The following is a 24,250-nucleotide window of genomic DNA, read 5'->3' as shown; positions in this document are numbered from 1 at the left end:
AATTGGAGGTCGCGTGTGGAATGAACTTTCAGGATATCATGCTGAGATTGCAACGCTATTGGGCGGATCAGGGATGCATCGTACAGCAGCCCTACGACATCGAGGTCGGGGCCGGCACGATGCATCCGGCTACGTCGCTTCGGGTCATCGGCCCCGAACCCTGGAACGTTGCCTATGTGCAGCCGTCTCGCCGTCCGGCGGATGGGCGTTACGGCGACAACCCCAACCGTCTGCAGCATTATTACCAGTTCCAGGTGATCATGAAGCCGGCGCCGGAGAACATCCAGTCGCTTTACATCAACAGCCTTGCCGCGCTGGGGATCGATCCCCGCGAGCATGATATCCGTTTCGTCGAGGACGATTGGGAGTCTGCGGCGATCGGCGCCTGGGGACTCGGCTGGGAAGTCTGGCTCGACGGCATGGAAGTGACCCAGTTCACCTATTTCCAGCAAGTCGGCGGCGTCGATATGGAAGCGGTGCCCGCAGAAATAACGTACGGCCTTGAACGTATCGCCATGTTCGTTCAGAAAGCCGACAACGTTTACGATTTGAAGTGGAACGACAAGGTGACCTATGGAGATGTCCATCATCAGGGAGAAGTCGAGAACTCCATATATAACTTCGAGGTGGCCGACGTCGCCATGCTTGCGGAAATATTTTCCCTGTACGAGAAGGAAAGCTTGCGTCTTGCCGATCAGGCTTTGGTTCTGCCCGCCTGGGACTGCGTGCTGAAGTGCTCGCAGATTTTCAATCTTCTCGATGCCCGCGGCGCGATCAGCGTCACGCAGCGCACGGGGTATGTTTCGCGCATCCGCGCGATTGCGTCGAAGTGCTGCTCAGCCTATGCACAGCAGCGGAAAGATATGGGCTATCCGCTCATGAAAAAATTTTAAAGGGGGACGGACCGATGGAAAGAGATCTGATTCTGGAGATTGGAACGGAAGAGATACCGTCCCGTTTTATGCCAAGCGCCTTGCGTGACATCGCCCAATACGCCGAGGAAGAGTTTGCTGCGCAGCGTCTCGGGCATGGGCGCATAGAGGTGATGGGCACTCCCCGCCGCCTCGTGCTGTTGGTCCGTTCCGTTGCGGAACGTCAGGAGGACCTCTCCGAAGAGCACAAAGGGCCGGCGTGGAAATCCGCTTTCGACGGCACGGGAACGCCGACTCGTGCGGCAGAAGGTTTTGCCAAAAGCAAAGGCATTGCCGTCGAACAGCTTGAAAGCCGCAACGTCAACGGCGTGGATTATGCGTTCGCCGTCATCAATCACAAGGGCGGCGCCGCGGACGCCTTGCTTCCGGACATGATGAAGCACATCGTCTCCCGTATCGTTTTTCCCAAAAACATGTACTGGTACGACCCCAGCGTTCGCTTCGCCCGCCCGATCCGCTGGCTGCTCTGCCTGATCGGAGCGAAAGTCGTCGAGTTTGAGCTGAACGGCATGAAAAGCGGCCGGACCACCTGCGGACATCGTTTCATGGGAGCGCCTTCCGTGGAGATCGAGTCGAGCGACGATTATCTGACCGTCATGTACGACAACTGGGTCATTGTCGATCAGAAGAAGCGCGAGGAGAAAATGCGCGCCGCCATTGCCGGCATCGAAAAAGAGCTTGACGGCGTCGTCGAGCTTGATCCCCCTCTGGTTCAGGAGAATCTTTATCTTGTCGAGTATCCCGTGCCCTTTTACGGCTCGTTTGACCGCAAGTATCTGGAGATCCCCGAAGAAGTCCTGACGACCTCGATGAAAGACAACCAGAAATATTTTGCCGTTCACGACCACAGCGGCAAATTGATGCCCTGTTTTGTCGGCGTCAGCAACAATCTGGTTCCCAATATGGAGCTGGTTCGGGAAGGAAATGAACGGGTTCTGCGCGCCCGCCTGGAAGACGCCGTTTTCTTCTGGAAGGAAGATCTGAAACGTCCCCTCTCGGCGCGGGTCGAGGACCTGAAAAACGTCATCTATCAGGAGAAGCTGGGTTCCGTCTACGACAAGACCATGGAAATGGTCAAGATCTCCCGAAAGATTTGCGACCTCCTCGGCAGCAAGGACGACGTCAAGCTGGTCGAACGCGCGGCCTACCTTTCGAAAGCGGATCTTGTCACCGGCATGGTCGGCGAATTTTCCGAACTCCAGGGGATCATGGGGCGTGAATACGCCCTGAAAAACGGAGAGGATCCGCGGGTCGCCAAGGCCATCGCCGAGCAGTACATGCCGACCGCGGCGGGAAACGAACTTCCTTCCGACGTGATCGGCGCCGTCGTGGGGATTGCCGAACGGGCCTTCAACATGGTCGGAGCCTACAAGCTGGGGTTCCAGCCGACGGGGTCGCAGGATCCTTACGGCCTCCGCCGCGCCATCCGCTGCATCAACGAGATCCTCTGGGGACTTCGCCTCGACCTCGATCTGGAGGCGCTGCTCGCTTTCATCGCCCAGGACCTCGAAGTTGGCGGCGAAGCTTTGAACTCGCTGCTGGAGTTCATAAGGCAGCGCACGCTCATTCAGCTCAAGGAAAAAGAATACGGCCACGAACTGATCGAACTGGCGCTCTCCGTGACAGGATCCCGTCCCCTGCAGACGCTTTATCTGCTGGGCGCGTTCGCGGAGGTGAAGCAGGAAGACTGGTTCACGAAGCTGGTCAATTCCGCGGTGCGGGTGAAGAACATCCTGACGAAGGCCGAGAACGTTTCGAGCTCCGTGGATCCTTCGCTTTGCGTCAAGGCTGCCGAAAAGGACCTTTATGCGGCCGTGAACGAGGCGGAGAAGCCCGTGGAAGCCGCTCTGCAGAAAAACGACTGGAACGGGCTGATGAACGTCCTCGCCCAGCTTTCCCCGGCCGTTTCGGCCTTCTTCGACGACGTGATGGTCATGGACGAGGACGCGGCCGTCCGCGCCAATCGTCTCGCGCTGCTGTCCCATTGTCAGAATCTCTTTATGCGCGTCGGAGATCTCAGCAAAGTCAAATAGACTGAAGGACATTTTATGACATTACGTGTTTCCATCGTTTCCGATTCGACAGGAGAGACTGCCGAAAGCATGCTCCACGCGGCGCTGGCCCAGTTCGACGGCCTCGACGTGACGATCGAGCGCCATCGGTCGGTTCGCGAAGTCGCTCAAGTCCACGGGATCGCCAGCGATTTTTATCAGCGCGGCGGGCATTTGATCGTCAGCACTCTGGTCAAATCCGACGTGTTGGCGGCGTTGGTTGCCGACACGAAAAAGTACAACTTAGGCTATGTGTCCATGATGGGCCCCCTGGTCGAAGAGATCTGCCGCCTCACGGGACGGCAGCCCATGCAGCGCCCGGGAGTGAACCGCCGCGTTGACGGCGATTACCTGCGCCGCGTCAAGGCCATCGAATTCACGCTCCGCTGCGACGATGGACAATCCCCCGAGCTGATGACCGCGGCTGACATCGTCTTGTTCGGCGTGTCTCGGGCCGGAAAAACGCCCCTCTCGATCTGGCTTGCCCTGAAAGGATACGCCGTCTCGAACGTTCCTTTGCTGCCCGGCGTCGCTCCCGATCCCCGCATCTGGAATGTGAGCGTGGAAAAGAGGGTCGGGCTCCTGATCTCGGCTGAGCGCTTAAGAGAGATCCGCTGCGAACGGATCGTCGCCATGGGGCTCGATCCGCAGCGAGCGGCATATGCCGATATCGACAAGATCAGGGCGGAACTGGACGACGCCCGTTCTTTGATGGAGAAGCTCCAGTGCCGCGTTTACGACAGCACGGACCATTCTTATGAAGAGCTGGCGCGTAATATCCTCGAAGATTTGAAAATGCTGTAGCAAAAAGCGGGCATCTGAGATATTCAGATGCCCGCTTTTTGCGCTCTTTGAACGCCGGGGAACCTCGTGCCGCACGCGGTCTAGCAGCCGAACAGCGAAGAAGCTTCTTTCATGGCGTCGATAATCGGAACTCCGAAGGGACAGCGTTTCTCGCAGCTGCCGCAGGCAATGCATTCGGAGGCGTGGTGAGGCAGCAGTGCATAGTGCTCGCGCGCCGTCTCCGGGATCTGCTCCTGGGTTTTGGCAAGATTGAGGAATTTATTGACGGAAGCGACGTTGATGCCTTTGGGGCACGGGGCGCAATGGCCGCAGTACATGCAGTGCCCTTGCCAGGAAAAACGCGTCATCCCCTGCATGACGGGCACATAATCCCGTTGCTGCGGCGTCGCCGTGCACCAGTCGACGGCGGCGCGGAGCTCCGCCTGCGTCCTGCAGCCGATCATGACGGCGGCCACGGCGGGACGAGTCAAAGCGTATTCGATACACTGCACCGGCGTGAAGGCGCGCCCGAAAGGCGAATTCCCCTCGCTGAGCAGGTCGCCGCCGCCGTAGGTTTTCATGACGTCGATCCCCACGCCTTGACGCGCGCACAGTTCGTAGAGACTCTCGCGTCCTGGATCCATGTTGTGCAGATCTTTCATATAGCTTTCATCGGCCCAGAGATCCTCCACGTTTTCGCCGGCAGGCTGCATGTCGTAGCAGGGATTGACGGCGAACAGCAACACGTCGATCAGCCCCGTTTCAACGGCCAGCGACGCGACGTGCGGATTATGGCTGCTCAGTCCGAGGAAGCGGATCTGCCCCCTCTCCTTCAGCCGCCGAGCGTATTGAATGATCTCGCCGTCGAACACCGCGCGAAAGTCCTCTTCCGCGTCGATGTAATGGATCATGCCGACGTCGATGTAATCCGTCCCCAGGCGCGCCAGCAAATCCCGGAAAGCCCTCTCCGTCCTGACGGGATCACGCGTGCGCAGGTACTGGCCGTTTTCCCAGACAGAACACAGGTGCCCCTGAACGATGAATCTCTCCCGCCGTCCTCTCAGCGCCTCCCCAAAAGCGGAGCGGAGCTGCGGATCGGAAGAATAGCAGTCGAAAAAGTTGATCCCCAAATCCTGCGCGCAGTCGAAATCCTTCCTGACGGCTTCCGGAGTTTTGCCCGTGAAGCCTTCGCACCCCAACGCGATCGCGCTGACAGAAAGCCCGGTGTGCCCGAGAGGTCTGTATTCCATAGCGAACTCCCCATGTCGATTCTGACGTGTGATATGATCTCGCGACTTCAATGTATCACATGAAGGGGGCTGCACGTCAAGCGGGAAAACTCATCCCGGGGTAAATTTTCAGAGTAAATGCAACCTCGTCAAAGTAAATGCGACGGGGTTGCATTTACTTTAACAGGACAAAAGCAGCAAGCAGTCATTACGAACACATAATAACGATCAAGATTGCGCTAACGGAACAAATTCAAGGGGATGAAAAGCTGTTACGAGGAAATTGTCCGAAAAAAGTGCATACAAAAGTGATCCTCAACTGAAAGCAAAATTTTCAGTTCAGAGTTAATGCAATCAAGAAATTAAAAAGGAGCCGTTATTTACCGGCGAGAAGAGTCCGCTTTAAACAGATATCCTGTGGCGGAATAAGTTCGAGTCCGAGTAAATGCAATACGTCCTCGCCATACAGGTTGATAAAGATCTCTGCAGGAGATTTTCCGTTAAATTTTTTCCTCCCGTATGAGTTTATATGAGACATCATCAGGTTGATATCAGTTTGGGATAAATTGTCGAAAGTTGTTCCCTTGGGAAGGATCCTTCGAATGAGAGTATGATTATTTTCAACCTTCGGTTTTTCCTGCGGTGCTTGTGGATTGCAATAGAACATATATGATTTTCTTTCTCCGTCCGGACCTTTTTCGATAGCCGTCGGATTGGAAAACTCTGTACCGTTGTCAGCAAGAAGGACCTGAAACATGGACTTATAGCGTTTCCTGCCCAGAAGAGTGAAGAGCATTGTAAAAATCTGCTCAACAGATTGAGCAGTATTTTTATCTCTCAAAAAAGCCAGCATAAAGTTGCAGTTTCTTAAGATGACAGTCAGAAGAACTTTTCCTCCTGCGGTGCCAACGACACTGTCGATTTCGGTAATAAGCATGTCCGGATGTTTCTCCGAAAAAGAGAGAAAATCATTGTAGGTACGGCCTTCACGACATTTTTTATCCACCTTCATGTTATTTCTTTTTCCCTTTCTCTTCTTAAAACGGACAGCTCGGGGCAAGTCTATTTTCCGTGCCTCTAAAATACCCGAAAGCAGGAGCCGTCTGGCGGTACTTTCAGAACAGGGAACAGTATCTCGATTATTACGGATAATATGATAGAGAGACTGCCCCTGTTTGATGAGAGGAGAGAAAAAAGAATCAATATCTGCAAGCTCGGCATCGGAGATATTGAAGCCTTCACGAGCCTCATGCAAAGTTTTCTCGTAAGAGTCATTTGCAGATTTAGCAGAATAGATCCGTTTTTTTAAAGTGCAGCGGTGACGGTTGGGGCAGCCGTTACAGACATACGGAGGAACCGAAAGCTGCGGGCAGACCTCCTCCTTAAAGTCAGGACACATCGTATTATACTATTTCTCATTTAAAGCACATAACAATCCATTGTCTTGCGGTAATACTCCTTATGGTCTGAGCGGTGAGATTTCTGATCGTGCGGCACAGACGCTCGACAACGTTCTCAAGCGTCGAAAAAATCTCGTTTCGAAAGCCCTGACAGCGCAGCTCTCTCCAGATCTGCTCAATGGGGTTCATCTCGGGGGTATAGGGGGAATATGGAACAGGGTGATGTTGGCAGGAACCTGAAGCGCTTTGGACTTGTGCCAGGCAGCTCCGTCACAGCAGAGCAGAATATGGTCTTCCGGAAATCGGTGTGAAAGTTCCCGCAGGAAAACGTTCATGCAATCGCTGTCGCAGTTGGGCATGATCAGAAAGAGGCTTTCTCCCGTAAGCGGCTCTACGGCACCGTAAGCATAGCGGTATTCGCGGATGTGAAGGCAGGGAACGTTCGGTCGAATGCCTTTCCTGCACCAGCAGTATTTGGGCGTGTTGATTCTGCCGAAGCCGGCTTCGTCCTGAAACATCAGTCTGACGTTCCCTGTTGTGGATAACTCTTTTAATTCCTGAACTTGAGCGTTAATTTTTTTGAGGCCTCGATGGCCTCCTCGTTCGCTTTCCTGGGGTGACGGCTGCGCGGCATGACTTTTCTCCAGCCATGACGTTTCAGGACCGCGTAAATCTGAGTCGGACTGATAGTATGTCCCACCGCGGTCTGATAGGCTTGGGCTATTTCCGCCACCGAAACGATTTCTCCTTTCCCGGCTTTCTCCAGGTAAGGAGCAAGTACGGCTTCTTCCTGCTCATAGGTCATGTTCCGATGGTTGCCGAGGTAATGGCATTGCAGCACATACGAGAGACCGCGATGGATAAACTGCGAGATGATCTTGCTGACGTTCGTGAAGTGGTATTCCGTGATTTCGCTGATTTCTTTCAGGGTTTTCCCTTCGGCGCGCAAGCTGAGGATTCTCAGTTTGGCTTCGATCTTCTTGTTGCGATTCTTTTTCCGCGCTGCTTCGATTTCCGCCTGCTGTTCCGATGTGATCTCGTATTTTACGGGCATTCTCCATCACCTCGGGTGCATTATAACTGAGGTACGGATACTTTGGCTATACTATAATGAAATAGTATTACATCTTGAGCACCGGAAACACAGTGAACGGCATTTCGGAGAGGTGTTACAAAGGGAAGTAACGGAGCAGTCATACCGGTGAAGGCAGCAGTTTGCTGTCCGGCCATAACAGCCTTTGAAGACAGTCTCTGCATGTTTTCTGATCTCTCTGGAGATCGTACTCGGCGACTTCAGAACTGTTGAGGCAATACTTCTGAGAGATTCTCGCCGGTTGAGGGCGCTTTCAATGGCTTTTCTTTCAGCCAGAGTCAAATGTTTGTTCATGATGATGAACTCCTTTCCGAGATCTGTTGTCTCGTAAGAAAGTTCTTTCATCAATTCAGACTAAATGCAAGCTTCTTTTAATTCAGATTTAATGCAACGGGGTACCGGATGTTGCGTTGCATTTACCTTGAAGAATTTCAAAACTCATCCCGGCGCTGACGTGGAAGCACGAGCTCTTGCAATGACGGAACGGTATGGTATAATGAATCGGTTTTAAAAACGCACACCGTACGAGGGCTGAGGGGCGGTGCCCTTCGCGAGAGGGTCCCAAGCCTGCTGGAATACGGTGGAGGATAACCGAGGAGGAATTTTTGAATGTCAGTCGTCAGCATGAAGCAGCTTCTTGAGTGCGGTGTCCACTTCGGACATCAGACGCGCCGCTGGAACCCGAAGATGAAGCCTTACATCTTCACGGAGCGCAACGGCGTGTACATCATCGACCTGCAGAAGACCGTCAAAGGTCTGGAGAAGGCGTATGATTTCGTCCGTTCGGTAGCCAAGGACGGCGGTTCGGTGCTTTTCGTCGGCACGAAGCGCCAGGCGCAGGACACGATCCGCGAAGAGGCGCAGCGCTGCGGCGAGTTCTATATCAATCAGCGCTGGCTGGGCGGCCTGATGACCAACTTCGCCACGATCCGCAAGCGCGTGCAGCGCATGATCGAGCTTGAAAAGCACGAAGCCGACAACGATTGGGGCGACTATACCAAGAAGGAGATCTCCCTGTTCCGCAAGGAACTGGCCAAGCTCGAGAAGTATCTGCTCGGCATCAAGGATATGCGAGCTCTTCCCGACGCGCTCTTCGTCATCGATCCCCGCCGTGAAGACATCGCCGTCATGGAAGCCCGCAAGCTTCACATTCCCGTCATTTCCATCGTCGATACGAACTGCGATCCGGAGATGATCGATTATCCCATTCCCGGCAACGACGACGCCATCCGCGCCATCAAACTGATCTGCGGCCTGATGGCGAACGCCGTCATCGAGGGCCGCGGCGGAGAGGACGGCGCGGTGTCTGACGCTCAGCTTCCGGATGCTGACGAGACCGCCGCCAGCGACGCTTCCATCCTCGATATGAAGGAGAAGCTGACGGAGGCCTACGGCGAAGTTACCGCCGAGGGCAACGACGAATAGTTCCGAAGGAGGTCGCCATAATGGAAATTACTGCTGCTGTCGTGAAAGAGCTTCGTGATCGTACCGGCTGTGGGATGATGGACTGCAAAAAAGCCCTGGTCGAATGCAACGGAGACGCCGAGAAGGCCATTGATTTTCTTCGCGAGAAGGGCCTTGCCAAAGCTGCCAAGAAAGCCGACCGCAACGCCAAGGACGGACGTGTTTTCTCCTACATCCACAACACCGGCAAGATTGGCGTGATGGTGGAGATCGACTGTGAGACCGATTTCGTCGCCAAGACCGACGAGTTCCAGCAGCTGGGCCACGACATCGCCATGCAAATCGCCGCGGCCAATCCCGCCTACGTGGCTCCGGAAGACGTCCCGGCCGACGTTCTCGAACGCGAGAAGAACATCTACCGCGAGCAGCTGATCGCCGAAGGCAAACCCGCCGATCGCCTTGATAAGATCATCGAGGGCAAGGTCCGCAAGTACTACGAGCAGAGCTGTCTGCTCGAGCAGGCCTGGATCCGCGACGGAGACAAGAAGATCAACGACCTCGTGATCGCCCTGATCGCCAAAATGGGCGAAAACATGAAAGTGCGCCGTTTTTCCCGTTTTTCCATCGGCGAATAGGATGTGGTGGCACAGAGTTCCTGATGAGCTCTGTGCCTTTTTATGTGCGGTTTTATTGTGAAAGTTTCGCTCTTTTGATGATTTATGTTAAAATCAAGTCGCGCGGGATGAAGGGCATATGAGCGCGGATCGCGAAGCGATGAGGAGGAGCCGTCATGAAGTTCAAACGTGTGCTGCTGAAACTGTCAGGAGAAGTCCTCGCCGGACCCCAGGGATTTGGCCTCGATTTTCGCGCCATCGACCGGATGTGCCGCCAGATCGCCCAGGTAGCGTCCGACGGCATCCAGATCGGGCTCGTCGTCGGCGGCGGCAATTTTTTCCGCGGCCGGCAGGCCGTGGATGAAGGCGTCGAACGTTCTCAGGCCGACTATATGGGGATGCTGGGGACCGTCATCAACGCGCTGGCCCTGCAGGACGTCCTGGAACGCAAAAACGACATTCCGACGCGCGTGCTGACGGCGATCGAGATGCGTCAGGTGGCGGAGCCCTACATCCGCCGCCGGGCTTTGCGCCACATCGAGAAAGGCCGCGTGGTGATTTTCGCGGCCGGGACGGGCTCTCCCTATTTCTCGACCGATACGACGGCCGCCCTCCGCGCGGCGGAGATCGGCGCCGAATGCCTCGTCAAGGCGACCAAGGTCGACGGCATTTACGACAAGGATCCTTTCAAATATTCCGACGCGGTCAAATTCGAGAAACTTTCATATATGGACGCGCTGCAGCGCCGTATCGAAGTCATGGACGCCGCGGCGTTTTCCCTCTGCATGGAAAACGGCATCCCCATCGCCGTTCTCAACGTGCTGGAAGAAGGCAGCCTGCGCGCGTTCCTGATCGAGGGCAAAAATATCGGCACCATCGTATCCAAATAAGACAAAGGAGCGGATTCAGTATGGCGGATTTCAATCTTGACGAGAAAATGGCAAAGGTGCTCGATCACCTTGACGGCGAGTTTCAGGGCATTCGCACCGGGCGCGCCCATCCCGGGCTTGTCGAGGGCGTCAAAGTCGATTATTACGGGTCGCCCATGCCCATCAAACAGCTGGCGAACATCACCGTGCCCGAAGCGCGGATGCTGATCATCGCGCCTTTCGACAAAGGGGCGGTCAAGCTCATCGAAAAGGCGATCCTGGCCGCCAACATCGGCCTGACGCCCAACGTGGACGGGAACAACATCCGTCTTGTCGTTCCGGAACTGACCGGCGAACGGCGCAAGGAATTCGTCAAAATGGCTTCGAAAGCGGCCGAGGAAGCGAAAGTCGCCTTGAGGAACATCCGCCGCGACGCCAACGACGCCTACAAGAAGCAGGAGAAAGCTTCGGAGATCACCGAGGACGATCTCAAGAAAATGCTCGACGACGCGCAGAAGACCACCGATAAATTCATCGCCCGGGTCGACGACGAGTTCAAGAAAAAGGAAAAAGAGATCCTCGAAAAATAAACGACACACAAAGCGCAAGCAGGCGTTCCGCGCGGAACGCCTGCTTGCGCTTTGTCTTTATCGAAGAAGCTTTTATTGAACGCCGAGCGGCACCAGGCCGCCCTGGGCGAGGTCGACGTAGCCCCGATCGGTCAGCTTCAGCGAAGGGATCACGGACAGCGAGAGGAAACTGAGCACCATGAACGGATTGGGGAGCGGCGTGCCGAGTCTCTTCGCGGCGTCCAGCAGCCGGCTGAAATCCCTCAGCAGCTCCTCGGGCGGAAGGTCGCTCATCAGCCCGGCGATCGGCAGCGGCAGATGGAACAAAACTTCGTTTCCGTCGGCCGCGACCAGCCCGCCCTTTTCCCGTATGGCGGCGAACGCCGTCAGCATCGACTGGTCGTCCATGCCGACGATGCTGAAATTGTGCGCGTCGTGCGCCACGGACGAGCCCAGAGCGCCGCGCCGCAGTCCCAGACCTGTGACGAACCCGCGGCCGATCCTTCGCTGCGCGGTGTTCCGGTTCACGACCGCCATCTTCGCGAGATCGCGGGACGGGCATGCCGTGAATTCACCGTCCACGGCCGCGCCGTCGACGATCCGTTCGCGGGTGATCACTTCGCCGGGAACGGTTTCGATGACGCGGAGCCTGCCCCGCGCCGGGATCCTCAGATCGTCCGCCGTCAGCGTGCAGCCGTTGCCGCTGACGCCGGGGAGATTCGCGCCGCGGGGTGATCCCCGGCGGGGGAACTCCGCGGCCCTGCCGTTCTTCCAGACCCGAAGGACGTTGAAATCCTCGAGGTCGTCCAGCAGAACCATGTCGGCGCGGTAACCGGGCGCAATGGCCCCCAGGTCGTAAATGCGGTTGAACTCCGCCGGGTTCAGCGTCACCATGCGCAGGGCGCTGACGGGGGAGATGCCGTTTTTCACGGCCAGGCGCAGGATCCGGTCCAGATGCCCTTCGTCGTGGAGCACGGCGGCGGTCAAGTCGTCGCTGACCAGCATGCAGCGGCTGGCCCGCCGTTCGTCTTCGGCGACCAGCGGCGCCAAAGCCGCCAGATTGTGTTCCGTCGCTCCCTGGCGCAGCATCACCCAGCAGCCGCGGCGGAGTTTGTCGAGCGCTTCCTCGTAAGAGCTGCATTCATGGTCGGAGTTGCAGCGCGACAGCAGGTAAGCGTTGAGCTCTTTTCCCCTCAGGCAGGGCGCGTGCCCGTTGCGGGGCTGCCCGCGCGAGGCGAGGATCTTTTCCCACGTGTCCCGGTCGCCGCCGACGACGCCGGGGTAGTTCATCATCTCGCCCAATCCCCGGCATGTCCCTTCGGAAAACATCCGCGCGATCGCGTCGGCCTCGAGGATCTCGCGCGGCGTTTCGAACGGCGAGGCGGGGACGCACGAAGGCGCGTTCAAATAGATGTCCACGGGAAGCCCCTCGCCCGCTTCGCGCATGAAGCGGAGCCCCTCGAAGGACGAGGTGTTGGCGATCTCGTGCGGATCGGCGAACACGGTCGTCGTGCCGTGAGGCAGCACCAGTTCGGCGAAGCCGCGCGGCGTCAGCATCGTGCTCTCGATATGGCAGTGCGCTTCGATGAAGCCGGGCACGAGGAATTTTCCCGCGGCGTCGAATTCCTCCCGTCCGCGGTATCCTGCGCCGACGCCGACGATCAGGCCGTCGCCGACGGCAACATCCGCTTCTTCGATCTCGCCGGAGAAGAGATTGGGAACCTTCGCGTTTTTGATGACACAATCGGCGGGGCTCGCGCCGCGGGCCTGTGACGTCAACTTCCGATAATCCACCTGCGTTCCTCCTTACGAAAATCAGTCTGGCAATACAAAAAAAGGAGGTCTGTCAAAGACCTCCTCAATACTATCATACAACGCGGCGCTTAGAACATCGCCGCGACGGCCGGCAGCCACCAGGAGCTGCTTTCCTTGGCCAGGAACAGCAGCGCCAGCAGCCAGAGGATCGGGCTGATCTCCTTGACCTTGCCGCCCAAGACCTTGGTGACGACGAACGTGAGCGTGCTGAACTCGATGCCGTTGCCGATGCTGTACGTGAAAGGCATCGTAAAGATGGCGACGGCCGCGGGGATCGTGTTGGAGAAGTCGCCGAAATCCAGGTCGCGAAGGCTCATCATCATGTAAATGCCGACCATGACCAGAGCCGGCGAAGTGGCGGCGCTGGGGACCATGGCCACGAGCGGGCTGAAGAAAACGGCCAGCAGGAAGAGGACCGCCGTCGTCAGCGCGGTGAGCCCGGTGCGCCCGCCCTGCTCGACGCCGGAAGCGCTTTCGACGAAGGACGTGACGGTCGAGACGCCGAGGACCGATCCGGCCACCGTGCCGATGGCGTCGGCCATCAGCGCCTGACTGGCGCGGGGCAGGTTGCCCTTTTCGTCCAGCATGCCGGCGCGCGTGGTGACGCCGACCAGCGTGCCGACGGTGTCGAAGAAATCGACGAAGAAAAACGTGAAGACGATGCCCCAGAACGTCGCCGTGCCGATCATGGAAAAGTCCATCTTGCAGAACAGCGGCGCGATGGAAGGCGGCATGGACACGAAGGAAGCCGGCACTTTCGTCAGCCCCGCGGGGATCGCGGCCAGCGTGGAAGCGAGGATCCCCCACAGCACGGCGCCCCTGACGCGGTGGCACTCCAGGCAGACGATCACGAGGAAGCCGAAAATGGCGACCAGAGCGGGCTTTGAAGTGAGGTCGCCGACGGAGACGAGCGTCGCCGGGTTATCGACGACGATGCCGCAGCCGATCAAGCCGATCAGGGCGATGAAAAAGCCGATGCCGGCCGCGATGCCCACCTTGAGAGTCTTGGGGATGCTGTTGATGACGGCCTCGCGGATCTTCGTCAGCGTCAGCAGGATGAAGATGACTCCCTCGACGAAGATCGCCGCCAGCGCGACCTGCCAGGAAACCTTCATCGAAAGGACGACGGAGAAGGCGAAAAAGGCGTTCAGCCCCATCCCCGTGGACAGGCCGATCGGATAATTGGCCAGGAACGCCATCAGCGCCGTGGCGAACGCGCTGGCCAGACACGTGGCCACCATCACGGCGTCGAACGGCATGCCGGCGTTCGCCATGATGTTGGGATTGACGAAAATGATGTACCCCATCGTCATGAACGTCGTGACCCCGGCCATGATCTCCGTATGGACGGAGCTGCCCGCCGCTTTGATCTTGAACAACTTCTCGAACATGCAAAATTCCTCCTGATCGCTGATATTATGGAGCTTTCGGAACGAAAATCACGGGATGAGGATACACTATTTGCCGCAAGTCCGCAAGTTCCCGCACGACATGCCGCCGTTGCCGGCGCCGCCGCGCCCGTCGGAGCGGCGGCCGAAATGAAGCAGGGGAGTATTTCATGCGGCGAAATACTCCCCTGCGGAAACGAGTCGGACCTACTCGATCTCGGACACGTACTCGGCGAAGCGGCGCAGGCCCTCGCGGATATCGTCCTCCGAGTTGGCGTAGGCGATGCGCATCATGCCGTCGGCGAAGAAGGCGCTGCCCGGCGTCACCGCCACGTATTTGCTCTTGAGCAGATCGGAGCAGAGCGCCGCGTCGTCGGCAAGCAGCGTGTCGCCATGCTTTTTCCCCAGCAGCCCCTTGAGATCGATCAGCACGTAAAAAGCCCCGTCCGGCTTGACGTACGAGATACGGGGGATCGCGTCCAGCAGGCTGAACACGAGTTCGCGCCGGGCGCCGAAAGCCTTTCTCATCACCTCGACGTCCACGTCGTCGGCGCCCTTCAGGCCGCCGAGCGCGGCGTACTGGGCGATGGAGCAGGCGTTGGACGTCAAATGTCCCTGGATGCTGCCCATGGCCTTGATGTATTTCGAGGGACCGAGCGCGTAGCCGATTCTCCAGCCCGTCATGGCGAACGCCTTGCTGACTCCGTTGACGACGATCGTGCGGTCCTTGACGGCGGGGCAGAGCGCGACGATCTCGCTGAACTTGGCGTCGCCGTAGACAAGGCGCTCGTAAATTTCGTCGTTGACGATGATCAGATCGTGATCGAGCGCCAGCTGGGCGATGCCTTTCATGGTCGCTTCGTCATAGACGGCGCCGGTCGGGTTGTTGGGGCTGTTGAGGAGGATGCACTTCGTCTTCGGCGTGATCGCGGCCTTCATGCGCTCGAGCGTCGGCACGTTGCCGGTGTCGCTGCACTCGACGAGAACTTCTTTGCCGCCGCAGAGGCGGATCTGCTCGACATAGCTGACCCAGGCGGGAGCGGGAACGACGACCTCGTCGCCTTCGTCGAGGATCGCCGCCAGCGCGCAGTAAAGCACCGGCTTGGCGCCGGCGCCGACGAGCACGTCATTGGCCGCGTATTCGAGCCCAAAATGTTTTTTGTAGTAGGCGCAGATGGCTTCGCGCAGCTCGGCAATGCCGTTGCTGGCGGTATAATGCGTATAGCCTTTGTCGATGGCGTCATGCCCCGCTTCGAGCACGGCCCGGGGCGACGTGAAGTCGGGCTCTCCCTGGCTGAAGGAAATGACCGGCTTTCCTTCGCGCTTCATTTCCTTGGCAAGGGCCCCCACGGCGAGCGTGGCGGAAGGCTTTAGGTTCATGGCTTTCTTCGACAGAGACAGTGACATGATGTACCACTCCTTGTTTTGTTTTGGTAAAGATGAACTGGAACGGATCCAATGTAGCAGAAAACGCCATGAAAATCCAGTTGACAATAACTTTTTAATATTTCTATATCAGGACTTGCCGGAATATAATTTGAGTGATATGATAAGTTTGCAACAGAGAGTGACAGAACGCACACTGGAAGGAGGAAGTATGCATGGAGATTCGTTTTTTGATGAAAAATGTTGAAGTTCCTGCTGACCTCAAGGAGTATATGGAGAAGAAACTTTCCAAGATGGAAAAGTTTTTCCCGCGCATCACCGACAGTCAGATCCTCGTGAAGATGATCAAGAACACGTATATCACGGAAGTGACGGCCAACGTCAACGGCGTGATCATGCGCGGGGAAGAGAAGGACGTGGATCTGCGCAAGTCTTTCGATCTGGGGCTCAAGAACCTCGAGCGCCGCATCCGCCGCCACAAGGAATATCTGGTGGACCGAGCCCATTTCAAGACGCACGACCGGGAGTTCTCCTTCGACGACCAGCCGGAGCTCGACGAGCTCCCGGTGGGGACGATCGTCAAGGAAAAACACTTCGACCTCTATCCGATGACGCCCGACGAAGCCGTGATGCAGATGGATCTTCTCGAACATTCCTTCTACATGTTCCTCAACGCCGAAAGCGGCAAAGTCAACGTCGTTTACAAGCGCGAGGCCGGCGGTTACGGGGTCCTGATCCCGAATTGAAACGCCGGATCACTGATAAATACCAAAAGGAGGGCCTGCGGCCCTCCTTTTTCTTTGGAGAAAAATCGCGATGACAGGGCAATCGCTTACGGAATAAGAACCCCCGTAGGGACGAGTCCCAGGACCTGCAGAGCCGTAGGAATGCCAAGCCCGCAGAGCTTGCGCTTGCTCCTCATCCCGCATTTGCATGTTTCACAGGTCTTCAGCATCTGCAAAGCGAGTTTTCGCAGAATGTTCATCACTTCCGCCGCGTTCTTCGCTCTCGCCCGACAGTCATCCTCCCTGAAGGCCATGTCCAGCATCCAGTGTAAGTTGTTCTCGATCGCCCAGTGCTCTCTCTTGATGCGCAGAAGGTCTTGCGCCCGGGCTCCTTTCAGGCTGTAGATGAAGTAATGGTCTTCAGTGCTGGTCTTGTTATCGACGTTCCGGGTGTTGTGGATCCAGGCGACGCCCGTGATGCCTCGCCAGTCTTCAAGTCCTTCGAACCAGCTCAGGTCGTCGGAGAGGTAACATTCTCTTCTCTCGATGCGCCCATGATCCTTCTCCAGGGTGCTGGCATACTGTCCTTTGGCTTTGAGTTCTCTTGTGCTTGTGTCCTGCGCTTCGCTGCGCAGGTGCCAGATGATGTCGTCGTGCAGTTTCTTCTGATTGCCTTTGACGGCGAGGACGTAATCTCCGCCCTTTTCGATGATCTTGGCGGCGATGTCCTTCTGCGTCCCCATGGCGTCGATGGTGACGACGGTGTCTTTGACCTGAAAGAGATCCAGCAGTTCGGGGATAGCCGTGATCTCGTTGCTCTTCTCGTCGGTCTTGATCTGACCGAGGACCAGCTGCGCCCGACTGGCAAAAGCGGTGAGCACGTGACTGGCTTTCTGTTCGGAACTGCCGCTGCGGCATATGGTCTTGCCGTCGATGGCGACGGTCATGCCTCTTGACTCCGCCAGCTTGCCCAGGTGGACGTACAGCTCGCTCATCCAGGCGTTGAAGCGTTCGGACAACACACGGGGATCGAGGCGGCTCAACACCTTGCCAAAGGTATCGTGAGAAGGGGTGCCGTGGCGGAAGTCGCAGAACGGCGCCAGATATTTCTTCTGATGATCGGCAAACATGGCCATTTCCGTATAGGTATCCATGTTACAGATCACGGCCAGCACGCTGACCAGAAGGATATCCTGGAGCCGATAGTGGATCGCGTTGCCTGTGCGGAAATCTTCAATTTCTGCCAGCAGTTCCAGAAATGTCTGGTTCATTCTCGTGCCTCCTGTCGGTGTTTTGGGGCGTTTTCGGTGTTTCTTTGTATTCTACCGCAGGGAGGCTTTCTTGGGATGAACTTACTTTTCTGCGTTGCGGCTTTCTTCTTCTCGTGAGCTTAATGGCAATTTTCTCGAGTGGGTTTTCGTAAGCGATTGCCCTGATCGCGATGAAGTCTTTGTGTCAATAGCCAATAAAAAAGTCACCATAACTGCTCATTAAAAAAGTCACCCCATCACACTCTCATCACAGCAAGACACCTCGAAAGAACTCCCCATCGTGCCGCCATAACAACGTCTACGCGAACGTACGTTTATCCCGACATGTGCTATGATATCCCTGCCTCTTGACGACGCCACGCCGCCAAGGGTGGTCCGGAGCGGGCTTGTGCGCTTTCACAAGCCCGCTTTTCCGTTTCTTTGCCGATGCCTCATCGGAGTCGACTCGTTTTTGACTTTCAACCTCCTTCATCTCGATCCGTCTGCCCTTGGAAACACCCCAGATCCGCCCGGTCGACGTTTCACGCACCTCAACCGTCGTTTTGGCCATCCCGAGGCAATCGTCCGCCGCCGGAACGTACCGACGACCTCCGTAGGAGATCATGCCGCCGTGATCCGTCCTGCGAGATTCGCGACGCGCAAAGAGAAAATCCAAATCGACTTTTCCTTCCGGCTTCACATAAACGTCCTCTCCCTCAGCCGGAGTGACGGCAAACTTCCGATTGTGCCTGGCGATGAGCCTCGGCAAAACCTCGTTGGCCGCCGTGATATCCGAGACGCCAAGCAGCCTCAGCTCCCCCGGCAGCCTGTCCTGCATCGTGTTCCAAAGACGTTCGACACGCCCCTTCGCCTCCGGCGTCAAGGCAAAGATCTGCCCGATCCCAAGATCCTTCAGCCCCCGTCCGAAACAACTTAACGGCTCCTCCTTCCCCGCCTCATTCCCTTCATTTTCTTCATTCCCTTCGATCCGATCCTCATCATCCTGCGCCCGTGCCTTTGGAGAGCGGAAAATCGTATGCCGGTCGCTGTAAATCGCCATCGGCAGCCCATACCCCTCGATCCCCATCCCCAGCGCGGCGACATAGCCCGCCATACATTCGTTCTCAGTGAAACAGGCGCCAGTCACGATCCCCGTCGCATCGTCAATATAAGCGTGCAGCGTCGCACGCCCGTTCCCCCTGCCAAACCATTCAAACGACGTGGCGTCAGTCTGCCACAACATCCCCGCGGCCACCTTCCGCGGTCGGGAACGGTGAAGCTTCGGCCGCCGCCGCGCACTCTTCTTGCTCCTGATCCCCTCGTCCTTCAGAATGCGGACGACACTCGAACGACTGATCCCGATCCCCTCCCGTTCGTTCAGGCATTCCGCAAAGTGAGAGAAGTTGAAATCGTAATAGACCTCCTCATACGCCTTCAGCACCGACTCCCGAACCTCATCTCCGATCCTGCGCCGAGACGTTCTGCCGCGGTTGCCGTGAACAAGCCCCGCCGCCCCTTGAGCGACGAACCTCTTCTTGATCCTGATGATTTGCCGTTGACAGAGCCCCAGCTTCTCCGCCGCCTCCCTGTTCGTCATGCGTCCCTCGACAAGCGCTCCGATAATCCTGATACGATCCAGTTCCTTTTGTGACAATGTCATTCGCTCCTGTTTCATGAACGGTATTATCTCAGAGTGACATTTTCTTGGAACAGTTATGGGTGACTTTATCACTGAACAACGACACGCGATGAAGTCTTTGTTGACGAATTCGTCGCCAACGGATAAAATAACATAGTTATTCCGCATGGCAGAGGTTGTAAACTCATTCGAGTACCTGCGCCAGCGAGAGGAGGAAAAAAACATGTACGCAATCATCGAAACAGGCGGCAAACAGTACAGAGTGGCCCCCGGCGAGAAGATCCTGGTCGAGAAACTGGGCCTTGAAGCCGGCGCGACCGTGACCTTCGACAAGGTCCTCCTGGTCGGCAAGGACGACGGCGTCTCCGTCGGCGCTCCCTTCGTGTCCGGCGCGACCGTGACGGGAACGGTGGAAGAAGAGGGCAAGGCCAAGAAGGTCATCGTCTTCAAGTACAAGAACAAGACCAACCAGCGCCGCTTCCGCGGCCATCGCCAGCCGTTCACGGCAGTGACGATCGACAGCGTCAACGCTGAGTGACGGTCATCGAAGTTTATCGCCGCGGCGGCGTCCCCACCGGCTTGCGCGTTTACGGCCACAGCGGCTGCGCGGAGTCGGGCGCCGACGTGGTGTGCGCCGCCGTCAGCGTCCTTGTGCAGACGCTGCATATCGGGCTGGCGGACGTCCTCGGGCAGAACCCGGAACGCGAGATCGACGAAGAAAACGCCTCGATCGAGCTGCGTTGGGACAATGCGGACGTCGAAAGCGTGCGCGTCCTCTCGGAAACGATCGTCCGCGCGCTCTATGAAACGGCGCAGTCGTACGGAAGCTACGTCAAATATGTGGAGGTGTCTTTGTAATGCTCTTTGAAAGAATGGACCTGCAGTTTTTCGCTCATAAAAAAGGTCAGGGAAACAGCACCAACGGCCGCGATTCCAATCCCCAGTACCGGGGCGTGAAAAAGTCGGGAGGATGCGTCGTCAAGGCCGGCAACATCCTGGTCAGACAGTGCGGCACCAAGTTCCATCCCGGCACAAACGTCGGACTCGGCAAAGACTACACGCTTTTTGCCCTCAAGGACGGCGTCGTCAAGTTTACTACAAAGGGTGCTCGAAAAGTCGTCGGAGTCGAGTAAATCCCTTTGCCGCTCTGCGGCACTCCGATTTCTCGTGGACCCTTGTATCGGCAGGGGTCCATTTTTTGTAACCGCTCCCGTTGCGTTTATTTATCGAACGATACTGATTCTTGAGAGAAAGTATTGACATAGTTTGCCGGGCGCTGCGAGGGCATTCAGTCCCTCCCCCCCTCGACTGCTGCGCGGCCCGCTTTGCGAATCTCCCCGGCAGCACCCTTATGTTCGGCTTTTCAATTAAGAAGTAGTATAAAAGAGGTGTTCACCCTGAAATTTGTCGATCTCGTGCGGATCCATGTCAAAGCCGGTCACGGCGGCGACGGCTGCGTCAGCTTCCGCCGCGAAAAGTTTGTCCCCAAAGGCGGCCCCGACGGCGGCAACGGCGGCGACGGCGGCAGCGTCATCGTCGAGGCCGCGCAGAATCTGCTGACGCTCGCCGATTATCAGTACACTCGCCGCTTCGCCGCCGAGCGCGGCGTGTCCGGCAGCGGCGCCCTGTGTTACGGCGCCAACGGCAAGGATTTGACGATCTACGTCCCCTGCGGCACGGTCGTTTACGACGCCGGCGCCGACGCGCCGCTGGCCGACCTCGTCGAACCGGGGGACCGCTGCGTCGTCGCCAGGGGAGGCCGCGGCGGCAAGGGCAACGCCCATTTCGCCAGTTCGCAGCGGCGCGCCCCGCGCTTTTCGGAAAAAGGCGAAGCGGGCGAGGAGCGGGACGTCACATTCGAGCTGAAAATGATCGCCGACGTGGCCCTGGTCGGCCTTCCCAACGCCGGCAAGAGCAGCCTACTCAAAGCCATCTCCAACGCCAACCCGAAGATCGCCGGCTATCCTTTTACGACCCTGACGCCCAATCTCGGCGTCCTCGCCGTCGACGACCAGAAGATCATCCTCGCCGACGTGCCCGGCCTGATCGAAGGCGCGCACGAGAACAAGGGATTGGGACTGTACTTCCTGCGCCATATCGAACGGACGCGGGTGAACGTCCACGTCCTCGACCTTTCGGACGGGGACTTCGATACCATTGTGAAACAGTGGAACGTCGTGCTCGACGAGTTCCGGCACTACGGCGCCGGACTGGCCGAGCGCCCCTGCCTCATCGCTCTCAACAAGGCCGATCTGCTTCCCGACCGGGACGTGATCCGGCAGCTGCGGGAGTTTTTCTCGGCCAAAGGGTTCCAGGTGATCGTCACCAGCGCACTTCGCGGCGACGGCATCGAAGAGCTCATCGGCGAGATCGTCAGAGTCGTCCGCGCCAATCCGCGCCCCAAAGGCTCGTACCGTCTCTACGACATCCCCCTCGACGTCGATTCGATTCCCGCCGGCAAGCCCCGCATCGTCAAAGAGGACGAGGGCGTTTACCGCGTCGTCCATCCCCGCATCGAAAAAGCCGTGGCCCGCTACGACTTCAGCCAGGAAGAAGCGCCGCTGCGCCTGCAGCGCCTGCTGCGGCAGTTCAAGGTGGAAGACCTGCTCGAAGAAGCCGGCGCCGCGACCGGCGACACCGTCAACATCGGCGGGACGTCCTTCACCTTCGAGCCGGAAAGGGCCTTGTGACGATGGCGGCTGAGGCTGAGGAGGCGTCGGTGCTGCGTATCGGCATCATGGGGGGGACCTTCGACCCCATCCATTTCGGCCACCTGCTCGCGGCGCAGGAAGCGCTCGTCAGGCTTTCCCTGCAGCAGGTCATTTTCGTCCCCACCGGGAATTCCTATCAGAAAACCTACCGTTCCGTCACTCCGGCCGAAGAGCGCTATATGATGACGTTCCTGGCCACGCTCGACAATCCCAAGTTCTCCGTCTCGCGCCTCGAGATCGACCGCGAGGATCCCAGCCATACCGTGGACACGCTGCGCGAAATGCGCTACTGGTACGCGGACCAGGCGGTCGAGTTCTTCTTCATTACCGGCATCGACGCGCTGATGAGCATGGACACCTGGACGGAATACGAGAAGATCCCCGAGCTCTGCACGATCGTGGCCGCCAACCGTCCCGGCTACGACTACGAACATTACAATCTCGACAACCTCCCGGAAAAGGTGCGGTCGCGCGTCCTGCGCCTCGAGATCCCGCTGCTGTCCATTTCCAGCACGGAGATCCGCCACCGCGTCGCCGCCGGGGAAAACCTCAGGTACCTGCTGCCGCATCCGGTCGAGCAGTACATTTACAAGCGCGGCCTCTACAAAGACGAAGATCCTGGAAGGGATGTGGTCCTGAAAAAATGAGACGCGGAAGCATAATCCTCACCGTCCTCATCGCGCTCGCCGCCTTCGCGGTCGGCGCCACTTACCGCTTGTATTCCCTCGTCACGGCGGACGTGGGGGAGATCAAAAAGGCCATCAACTTCGACGAACGGCACGGCACGGTGAACGTCCTGGTCCTCGGCGTCGACGAGGTCGAGGCCGTTCACCGCTCCGACACGATCATCCTGGCCAGGGTCGATATCGACCGCAAAACGGCCTCGATCATGTCGATCCCGCGCGATACGAGGGTTTCCATCAAGGGACGCAAGCAGCCGCAAAAGATCAATCATGCCTACGCTTTCGGCGGGATCGAGCTGCTGCGCGACACGGTGATCAACCTGACGGGAGTGCCCGTCAACTATTATCTGGTCCTGAACTACGCTTCCTTCCCCAAGATCGTCGACGCGATCGGCGGCGTGGACATCGACGTGCCGCGGCGCATGCAGTACACCGACCGCGCCCAGAACCTCCACATCGATTTCGCGCCGGGCAAACGCCACATGAACGGCGTCGACGGGCTCAAATACGTGCGCTTCCGGCACGACAGCCTGGGAGACATCGGCCGCATGAAGCGCCAGCAGGAATTCGCCAAAGCCTTTCTCGACAAGGTGAAATCGCCGGCGATCCTGCCGCGGATCCCCGAGCTGATCGAGCTCGTCCTTTCGGAAATCAACACCGACATCCCCGTCAAGACGGCGTTGCAGCTCGCCGGACAGCTGAAAGACATGAAGCTGGGCAACGTGCGTTTCTTTACGATGCCGGGCTCGACCGCCTACATCGACGGCCTGAGCTACTTTGTGGCGGACCTGCAGCGGGCGTCGCGGGAAATGGATCCCAATTCCGTTCTGAGCGCCGACAAAGACGCCGGGGACCGTGCGGATCCGAAAGGCACGGACGAACCGCCGACGCCCGAGACGGATCCCGTCGGCGGCTCCATCGAGCCGCCCGGAGACTTGAGCGAGATCGCCTCCCGTTTCAAAGAGCCGATCGCCATCCTCAACGGCACGGGCAGGCCGGGACTGGGGAAACAGTTCACGACGCTGTTCGAAAAGGCCGGCATCGAAGTCGCCTTTACCGGCAACGCCAAACACGCGGATTTCCGCTACTGCCTGGTCCAGTACCCGGAAAAAGGCGATTCCGGCCTGGCCAGAGAGCTGGCCAAACTGTGCGGCATCTCCGAAGGGCTCGTCCGCAAGGCGAACATCACCTATCCCGCGGCGCTGATCCTCGGCAAGAACAACAGCAAAGACGTAATGGCGCGGATCGAAGCCCTGCTGGCGAAGCGGCAGTGAGTCAAAGGAGTCATTTCATGAACGAGAATATTTACAAGGTTCAAGAGGAGATCGTCAACGCGCTCCTCGACAAAAGAGCGCTGGACGTCCTCACCATGGACGTCGGCGCGGTCACGCCGCTGGCCGACGGTTTCATCGTCGCCTCGGGCAATTCGGACGTTCACATGGGCGCCCTCGTCAACGCCGTCACCGATTGCCTCGACAGGCTGCGCGCGGATTACCGCGTCGAAGGCGCGATGAGCTCCCAGTGGACGCTGATCGACGCCGGCGACCTCGTGATCCACATTTTCAGCGTCAAAGCCCGCGAGTTCTACAAGGTGGAGCGCCTGTGGGGCGACGTCCCGGTCCAGCGTTACGAGAGCCGCGATTAGAAAACGGAAAAACTGCCGCGAGGTCTTCTGGCTCGGCGGCAGTTTTTCAATGGGAATTTTTGGG

General features: G+C 57.8%; 24 protein-coding genes. 15 read left to right on the top strand and 9 right to left on the bottom strand.

Annotated features, from left to right (window positions below):
* Positions 1-20: 20 nt before the first annotated feature.
* The 3 genes from RAH42_RS07610 to RAH42_RS07600 are packed head-to-tail and all read left to right on the top strand — an operon-like array spanning position 21 to position 3,787.
* On the top strand, positions 21-893 hold the full coding sequence (locus RAH42_RS07610; protein WP_120371975.1) for a glycine--tRNA ligase subunit alpha: 873 nt from the start codon (positions 21-23) through the stop codon (positions 891-893).
* A 14-nt stretch (positions 894-907) separates the two neighbouring features.
* Positions 908-2,965: a glycine--tRNA ligase subunit beta gene (glyS, locus tag RAH42_RS07605; protein WP_317539179.1), complete on the top strand. Its 2,058-nt coding sequence runs from the start codon at positions 908-910 to the stop codon at positions 2,963-2,965.
* Positions 2,966-2,980: 15 nt separating this feature from the next.
* Positions 2,981-3,787, top strand: a complete 807-nt coding sequence (locus RAH42_RS07600) for a pyruvate, water dikinase regulatory protein (protein ID WP_078016210.1) — start codon at positions 2,981-2,983, stop codon at positions 3,785-3,787.
* Positions 3,788-3,867: 80 nt separating this feature from the next.
* Here the strand turns inward: RAH42_RS07600 and RAH42_RS07595 are convergent, their stop codons facing one another.
* The 4 genes from RAH42_RS07595 to RAH42_RS07580 form a co-directional block, all read right to left on the bottom strand.
* Positions 3,868-5,016 (bottom strand): aldo/keto reductase, encoded by a 1,149-nt coding sequence (locus RAH42_RS07595; protein WP_317539178.1) that lies wholly within the window; start codon positions 5,014-5,016, stop codon positions 3,868-3,870.
* Between the two features lie 355 nt (positions 5,017-5,371).
* On the bottom strand, positions 5,372-6,394 hold the full coding sequence (locus tag RAH42_RS07590) for an IS30 family transposase (RefSeq protein WP_317539177.1): 1,023 nt from the start codon (positions 6,392-6,394) through the stop codon (positions 5,372-5,374).
* 186 nt (positions 6,395-6,580) lie between these two features.
* Positions 6,581-6,913, bottom strand: coding sequence for a transposase (locus RAH42_RS07585; RefSeq protein ID WP_317539176.1), 333 nt, complete (start codon positions 6,911-6,913; stop codon positions 6,581-6,583).
* A 32-nt stretch (positions 6,914-6,945) separates the two neighbouring features.
* Entirely contained in the window at positions 6,946-7,449 is a 504-nt protein-coding gene (locus tag RAH42_RS07580) for a winged helix-turn-helix domain-containing protein (RefSeq protein ID WP_317539175.1), read from the bottom strand.
* A 648-nt stretch (positions 7,450-8,097) separates the two neighbouring features.
* Here RAH42_RS07580 and rpsB point away from each other — a divergent pair.
* From rpsB to frr, 4 genes are all read left to right on the top strand, one after another.
* Entirely contained in the window at positions 8,098-8,913 is an 816-nt protein-coding gene (gene rpsB, locus RAH42_RS07575) for a 30S ribosomal protein S2 (RefSeq protein WP_078017142.1), read from the top strand.
* A gap of 20 nt (positions 8,914-8,933) precedes the next feature.
* Positions 8,934-9,527, top strand: a complete 594-nt coding sequence (gene tsf / locus RAH42_RS07570; protein WP_296429022.1) for a translation elongation factor Ts — start codon at positions 8,934-8,936, stop codon at positions 9,525-9,527.
* A gap of 155 nt (positions 9,528-9,682) precedes the next feature.
* Positions 9,683-10,396, top strand: coding sequence for a UMP kinase (gene pyrH / locus RAH42_RS07565; RefSeq protein ID WP_317539174.1), 714 nt, complete (start codon positions 9,683-9,685; stop codon positions 10,394-10,396).
* A 20-nt stretch (positions 10,397-10,416) separates the two neighbouring features.
* The gene (gene frr, locus RAH42_RS07560) at positions 10,417-10,965 is read left to right on the top strand and encodes a ribosome recycling factor (RefSeq protein ID WP_120371927.1); all 549 of its coding nucleotides are present in this window, start codon (positions 10,417-10,419) and stop codon (positions 10,963-10,965) included.
* A gap of 72 nt (positions 10,966-11,037) precedes the next feature.
* Here frr and ade read toward each other — a convergent pair whose 3' ends face one another.
* The 3 genes from ade to RAH42_RS07545 form a co-directional block, all read right to left on the bottom strand.
* Positions 11,038-12,738 carry an adenine deaminase gene (ade, locus tag RAH42_RS07555; protein ID WP_317539173.1) on the bottom strand — a complete coding sequence of 567 codons (1,701 nt, stop codon included), beginning with the start codon at positions 12,736-12,738 and terminating at the stop codon, positions 11,038-11,040.
* A gap of 89 nt (positions 12,739-12,827) precedes the next feature.
* Positions 12,828-14,150, bottom strand: a complete 1,323-nt coding sequence (locus RAH42_RS07550; protein ID WP_296428982.1) for an NCS2 family permease — start codon at positions 14,148-14,150, stop codon at positions 12,828-12,830.
* A 204-nt stretch (positions 14,151-14,354) separates the two neighbouring features.
* On the bottom strand, positions 14,355-15,554 hold the full coding sequence (locus RAH42_RS07545) for a pyridoxal phosphate-dependent aminotransferase (RefSeq protein ID WP_078017148.1): 1,200 nt from the start codon (positions 15,552-15,554) through the stop codon (positions 14,355-14,357).
* A 194-nt stretch (positions 15,555-15,748) separates the two neighbouring features.
* Between RAH42_RS07545 and raiA the strand changes: the two genes are divergently transcribed.
* Positions 15,749-16,279: a ribosome-associated translation inhibitor RaiA gene (raiA, locus tag RAH42_RS07540; protein ID WP_078017149.1), complete on the top strand. Its 531-nt coding sequence runs from the start codon at positions 15,749-15,751 to the stop codon at positions 16,277-16,279.
* A gap of 86 nt (positions 16,280-16,365) precedes the next feature.
* Here the strand turns inward: raiA and RAH42_RS07535 are convergent, their stop codons facing one another.
* The gene (locus RAH42_RS07535; protein ID WP_317539172.1) at positions 16,366-17,529 is read right to left on the bottom strand and encodes an ISAs1 family transposase; all 1,164 of its coding nucleotides are present in this window, start codon (positions 17,527-17,529) and stop codon (positions 16,366-16,368) included.
* 298 nt (positions 17,530-17,827) lie between these two features.
* Entirely contained in the window at positions 17,828-19,183 is a 1,356-nt protein-coding gene (locus RAH42_RS07530; protein WP_317539171.1) for an ISNCY family transposase, read from the bottom strand.
* Positions 19,184-19,370: 187 nt separating this feature from the next.
* On the opposite strand from RAH42_RS07530, the gene rplU reads away from it, so the two are divergent.
* The 7 genes from rplU (at position 19,371) to rsfS (ending at position 24,186) form a co-directional block, all read left to right on the top strand.
* Complete coding sequence (rplU, locus tag RAH42_RS07525) at positions 19,371-19,685, top strand: 50S ribosomal protein L21 (protein ID WP_078017101.1); 315 nt, start codon at positions 19,371-19,373, stop codon at positions 19,683-19,685.
* Complete coding sequence (locus RAH42_RS07520) at positions 19,682-20,005, top strand: ribosomal-processing cysteine protease Prp (protein ID WP_296428980.1); 324 nt, start codon at positions 19,682-19,684, stop codon at positions 20,003-20,005. Before rplU ends, RAH42_RS07520 begins: the two co-directional genes overlap by 4 nt.
* Complete coding sequence (rpmA, locus tag RAH42_RS07515; RefSeq protein ID WP_078017099.1) at positions 20,005-20,280, top strand: 50S ribosomal protein L27; 276 nt, start codon at positions 20,005-20,007, stop codon at positions 20,278-20,280. The genes RAH42_RS07520 and rpmA overlap by 1 nt, the downstream gene beginning before the upstream one ends.
* A 255-nt stretch (positions 20,281-20,535) precedes the next feature.
* On the top strand, positions 20,536-21,837 hold the full coding sequence (gene obgE, locus RAH42_RS07510) for a GTPase ObgE (protein WP_317539170.1): 1,302 nt from the start codon (positions 20,536-20,538) through the stop codon (positions 21,835-21,837).
* Positions 21,838-21,839: 2 nt separating this feature from the next.
* A complete protein-coding gene (nadD, locus tag RAH42_RS07505) occupies positions 21,840-22,505 on the top strand; it encodes a nicotinate-nucleotide adenylyltransferase (protein ID WP_078017097.1) in 666 nt (221 codons plus the stop codon).
* Positions 22,502-23,815: an LCP family protein gene (locus tag RAH42_RS07500; RefSeq protein WP_078017096.1), complete on the top strand. Its 1,314-nt coding sequence runs from the start codon at positions 22,502-22,504 to the stop codon at positions 23,813-23,815. Before nadD ends, RAH42_RS07500 begins: the two co-directional genes overlap by 4 nt.
* A 17-nt stretch (positions 23,816-23,832) precedes the next feature.
* A complete protein-coding gene (gene rsfS / locus RAH42_RS07495) occupies positions 23,833-24,186 on the top strand; it encodes a ribosome silencing factor (protein WP_078017095.1) in 354 nt (117 codons plus the stop codon).
* Positions 24,187-24,250: the final 64 nt, after the last annotated feature.

Source organism: Pyramidobacter sp. YE332 (assembly GCF_033060595.1).
Lineage (GTDB): Bacteria > Synergistota > Synergistia > Synergistales > Dethiosulfovibrionaceae > Pyramidobacter.
Note: the sequence above shows the minus strand (reverse complement) of the source record. Positions and strands in the feature narration are given on the sequence as shown.

Coding starts and splice junctions, on each gene's coding strand:
- RAH42_RS07595 (WP_317539178.1), bottom strand. CDS start 5,016: ATGGAATACAGACCTCTCGGGCACACCGGGCTTTCTGTCAGCGCGATC.
- RAH42_RS07610 (WP_120371975.1), top strand. CDS start 21: ATGAACTTTCAGGATATCATGCTGAGATTGCAACGCTATTGGGCGGAT.
- RAH42_RS07580 (WP_317539175.1), bottom strand. CDS start 7,449: ATGCCCGTAAAATACGAGATCACATCGGAACAGCAGGCGGAAATCGAA.
- RAH42_RS07600 (WP_078016210.1), top strand. CDS start 2,981: ATGACATTACGTGTTTCCATCGTTTCCGATTCGACAGGAGAGACTGCC.
- rsfS (WP_078017095.1), top strand. CDS start 23,833: ATGAACGAGAATATTTACAAGGTTCAAGAGGAGATCGTCAACGCGCTC.
- tsf (WP_296429022.1), top strand. CDS start 8,934: ATGGAAATTACTGCTGCTGTCGTGAAAGAGCTTCGTGATCGTACCGGC.
- RAH42_RS07535 (WP_317539172.1), bottom strand. CDS start 17,529: ATGAACCAGACATTTCTGGAACTGCTGGCAGAAATTGAAGATTTCCGC.
- rpsB (WP_078017142.1), top strand. CDS start 8,098: ATGTCAGTCGTCAGCATGAAGCAGCTTCTTGAGTGCGGTGTCCACTTC.
- raiA (WP_078017149.1), top strand. CDS start 15,749: ATGGAGATTCGTTTTTTGATGAAAAATGTTGAAGTTCCTGCTGACCTC.
- nadD (WP_078017097.1), top strand. CDS start 21,840: ATGGCGGCTGAGGCTGAGGAGGCGTCGGTGCTGCGTATCGGCATCATG.
- RAH42_RS07530 (WP_317539171.1), bottom strand. CDS start 19,183: ATGAAACAGGAGCGAATGACATTGTCACAAAAGGAACTGGATCGTATC.
- RAH42_RS07545 (WP_078017148.1), bottom strand. CDS start 15,554: ATGTCACTGTCTCTGTCGAAGAAAGCCATGAACCTAAAGCCTTCCGCC.
- pyrH (WP_317539174.1), top strand. CDS start 9,683: ATGAAGTTCAAACGTGTGCTGCTGAAACTGTCAGGAGAAGTCCTCGCC.
- rplU (WP_078017101.1), top strand. CDS start 19,371: ATGTACGCAATCATCGAAACAGGCGGCAAACAGTACAGAGTGGCCCCC.
- frr (WP_120371927.1), top strand. CDS start 10,417: ATGGCGGATTTCAATCTTGACGAGAAAATGGCAAAGGTGCTCGATCAC.
- glyS (WP_317539179.1), top strand. CDS start 908: ATGGAAAGAGATCTGATTCTGGAGATTGGAACGGAAGAGATACCGTCC.
- RAH42_RS07585 (WP_317539176.1), bottom strand. CDS start 6,913: ATGTTTCAGGACGAAGCCGGCTTCGGCAGAATCAACACGCCCAAATAC.
- rpmA (WP_078017099.1), top strand. CDS start 20,005: ATGCTCTTTGAAAGAATGGACCTGCAGTTTTTCGCTCATAAAAAAGGT.
- RAH42_RS07550 (WP_296428982.1), bottom strand. CDS start 14,150: ATGTTCGAGAAGTTGTTCAAGATCAAAGCGGCGGGCAGCTCCGTCCAT.
- RAH42_RS07590 (WP_317539177.1), bottom strand. CDS start 6,394: ATGTGTCCTGACTTTAAGGAGGAGGTCTGCCCGCAGCTTTCGGTTCCT.
- RAH42_RS07500 (WP_078017096.1), top strand. CDS start 22,502: ATGAGACGCGGAAGCATAATCCTCACCGTCCTCATCGCGCTCGCCGCC.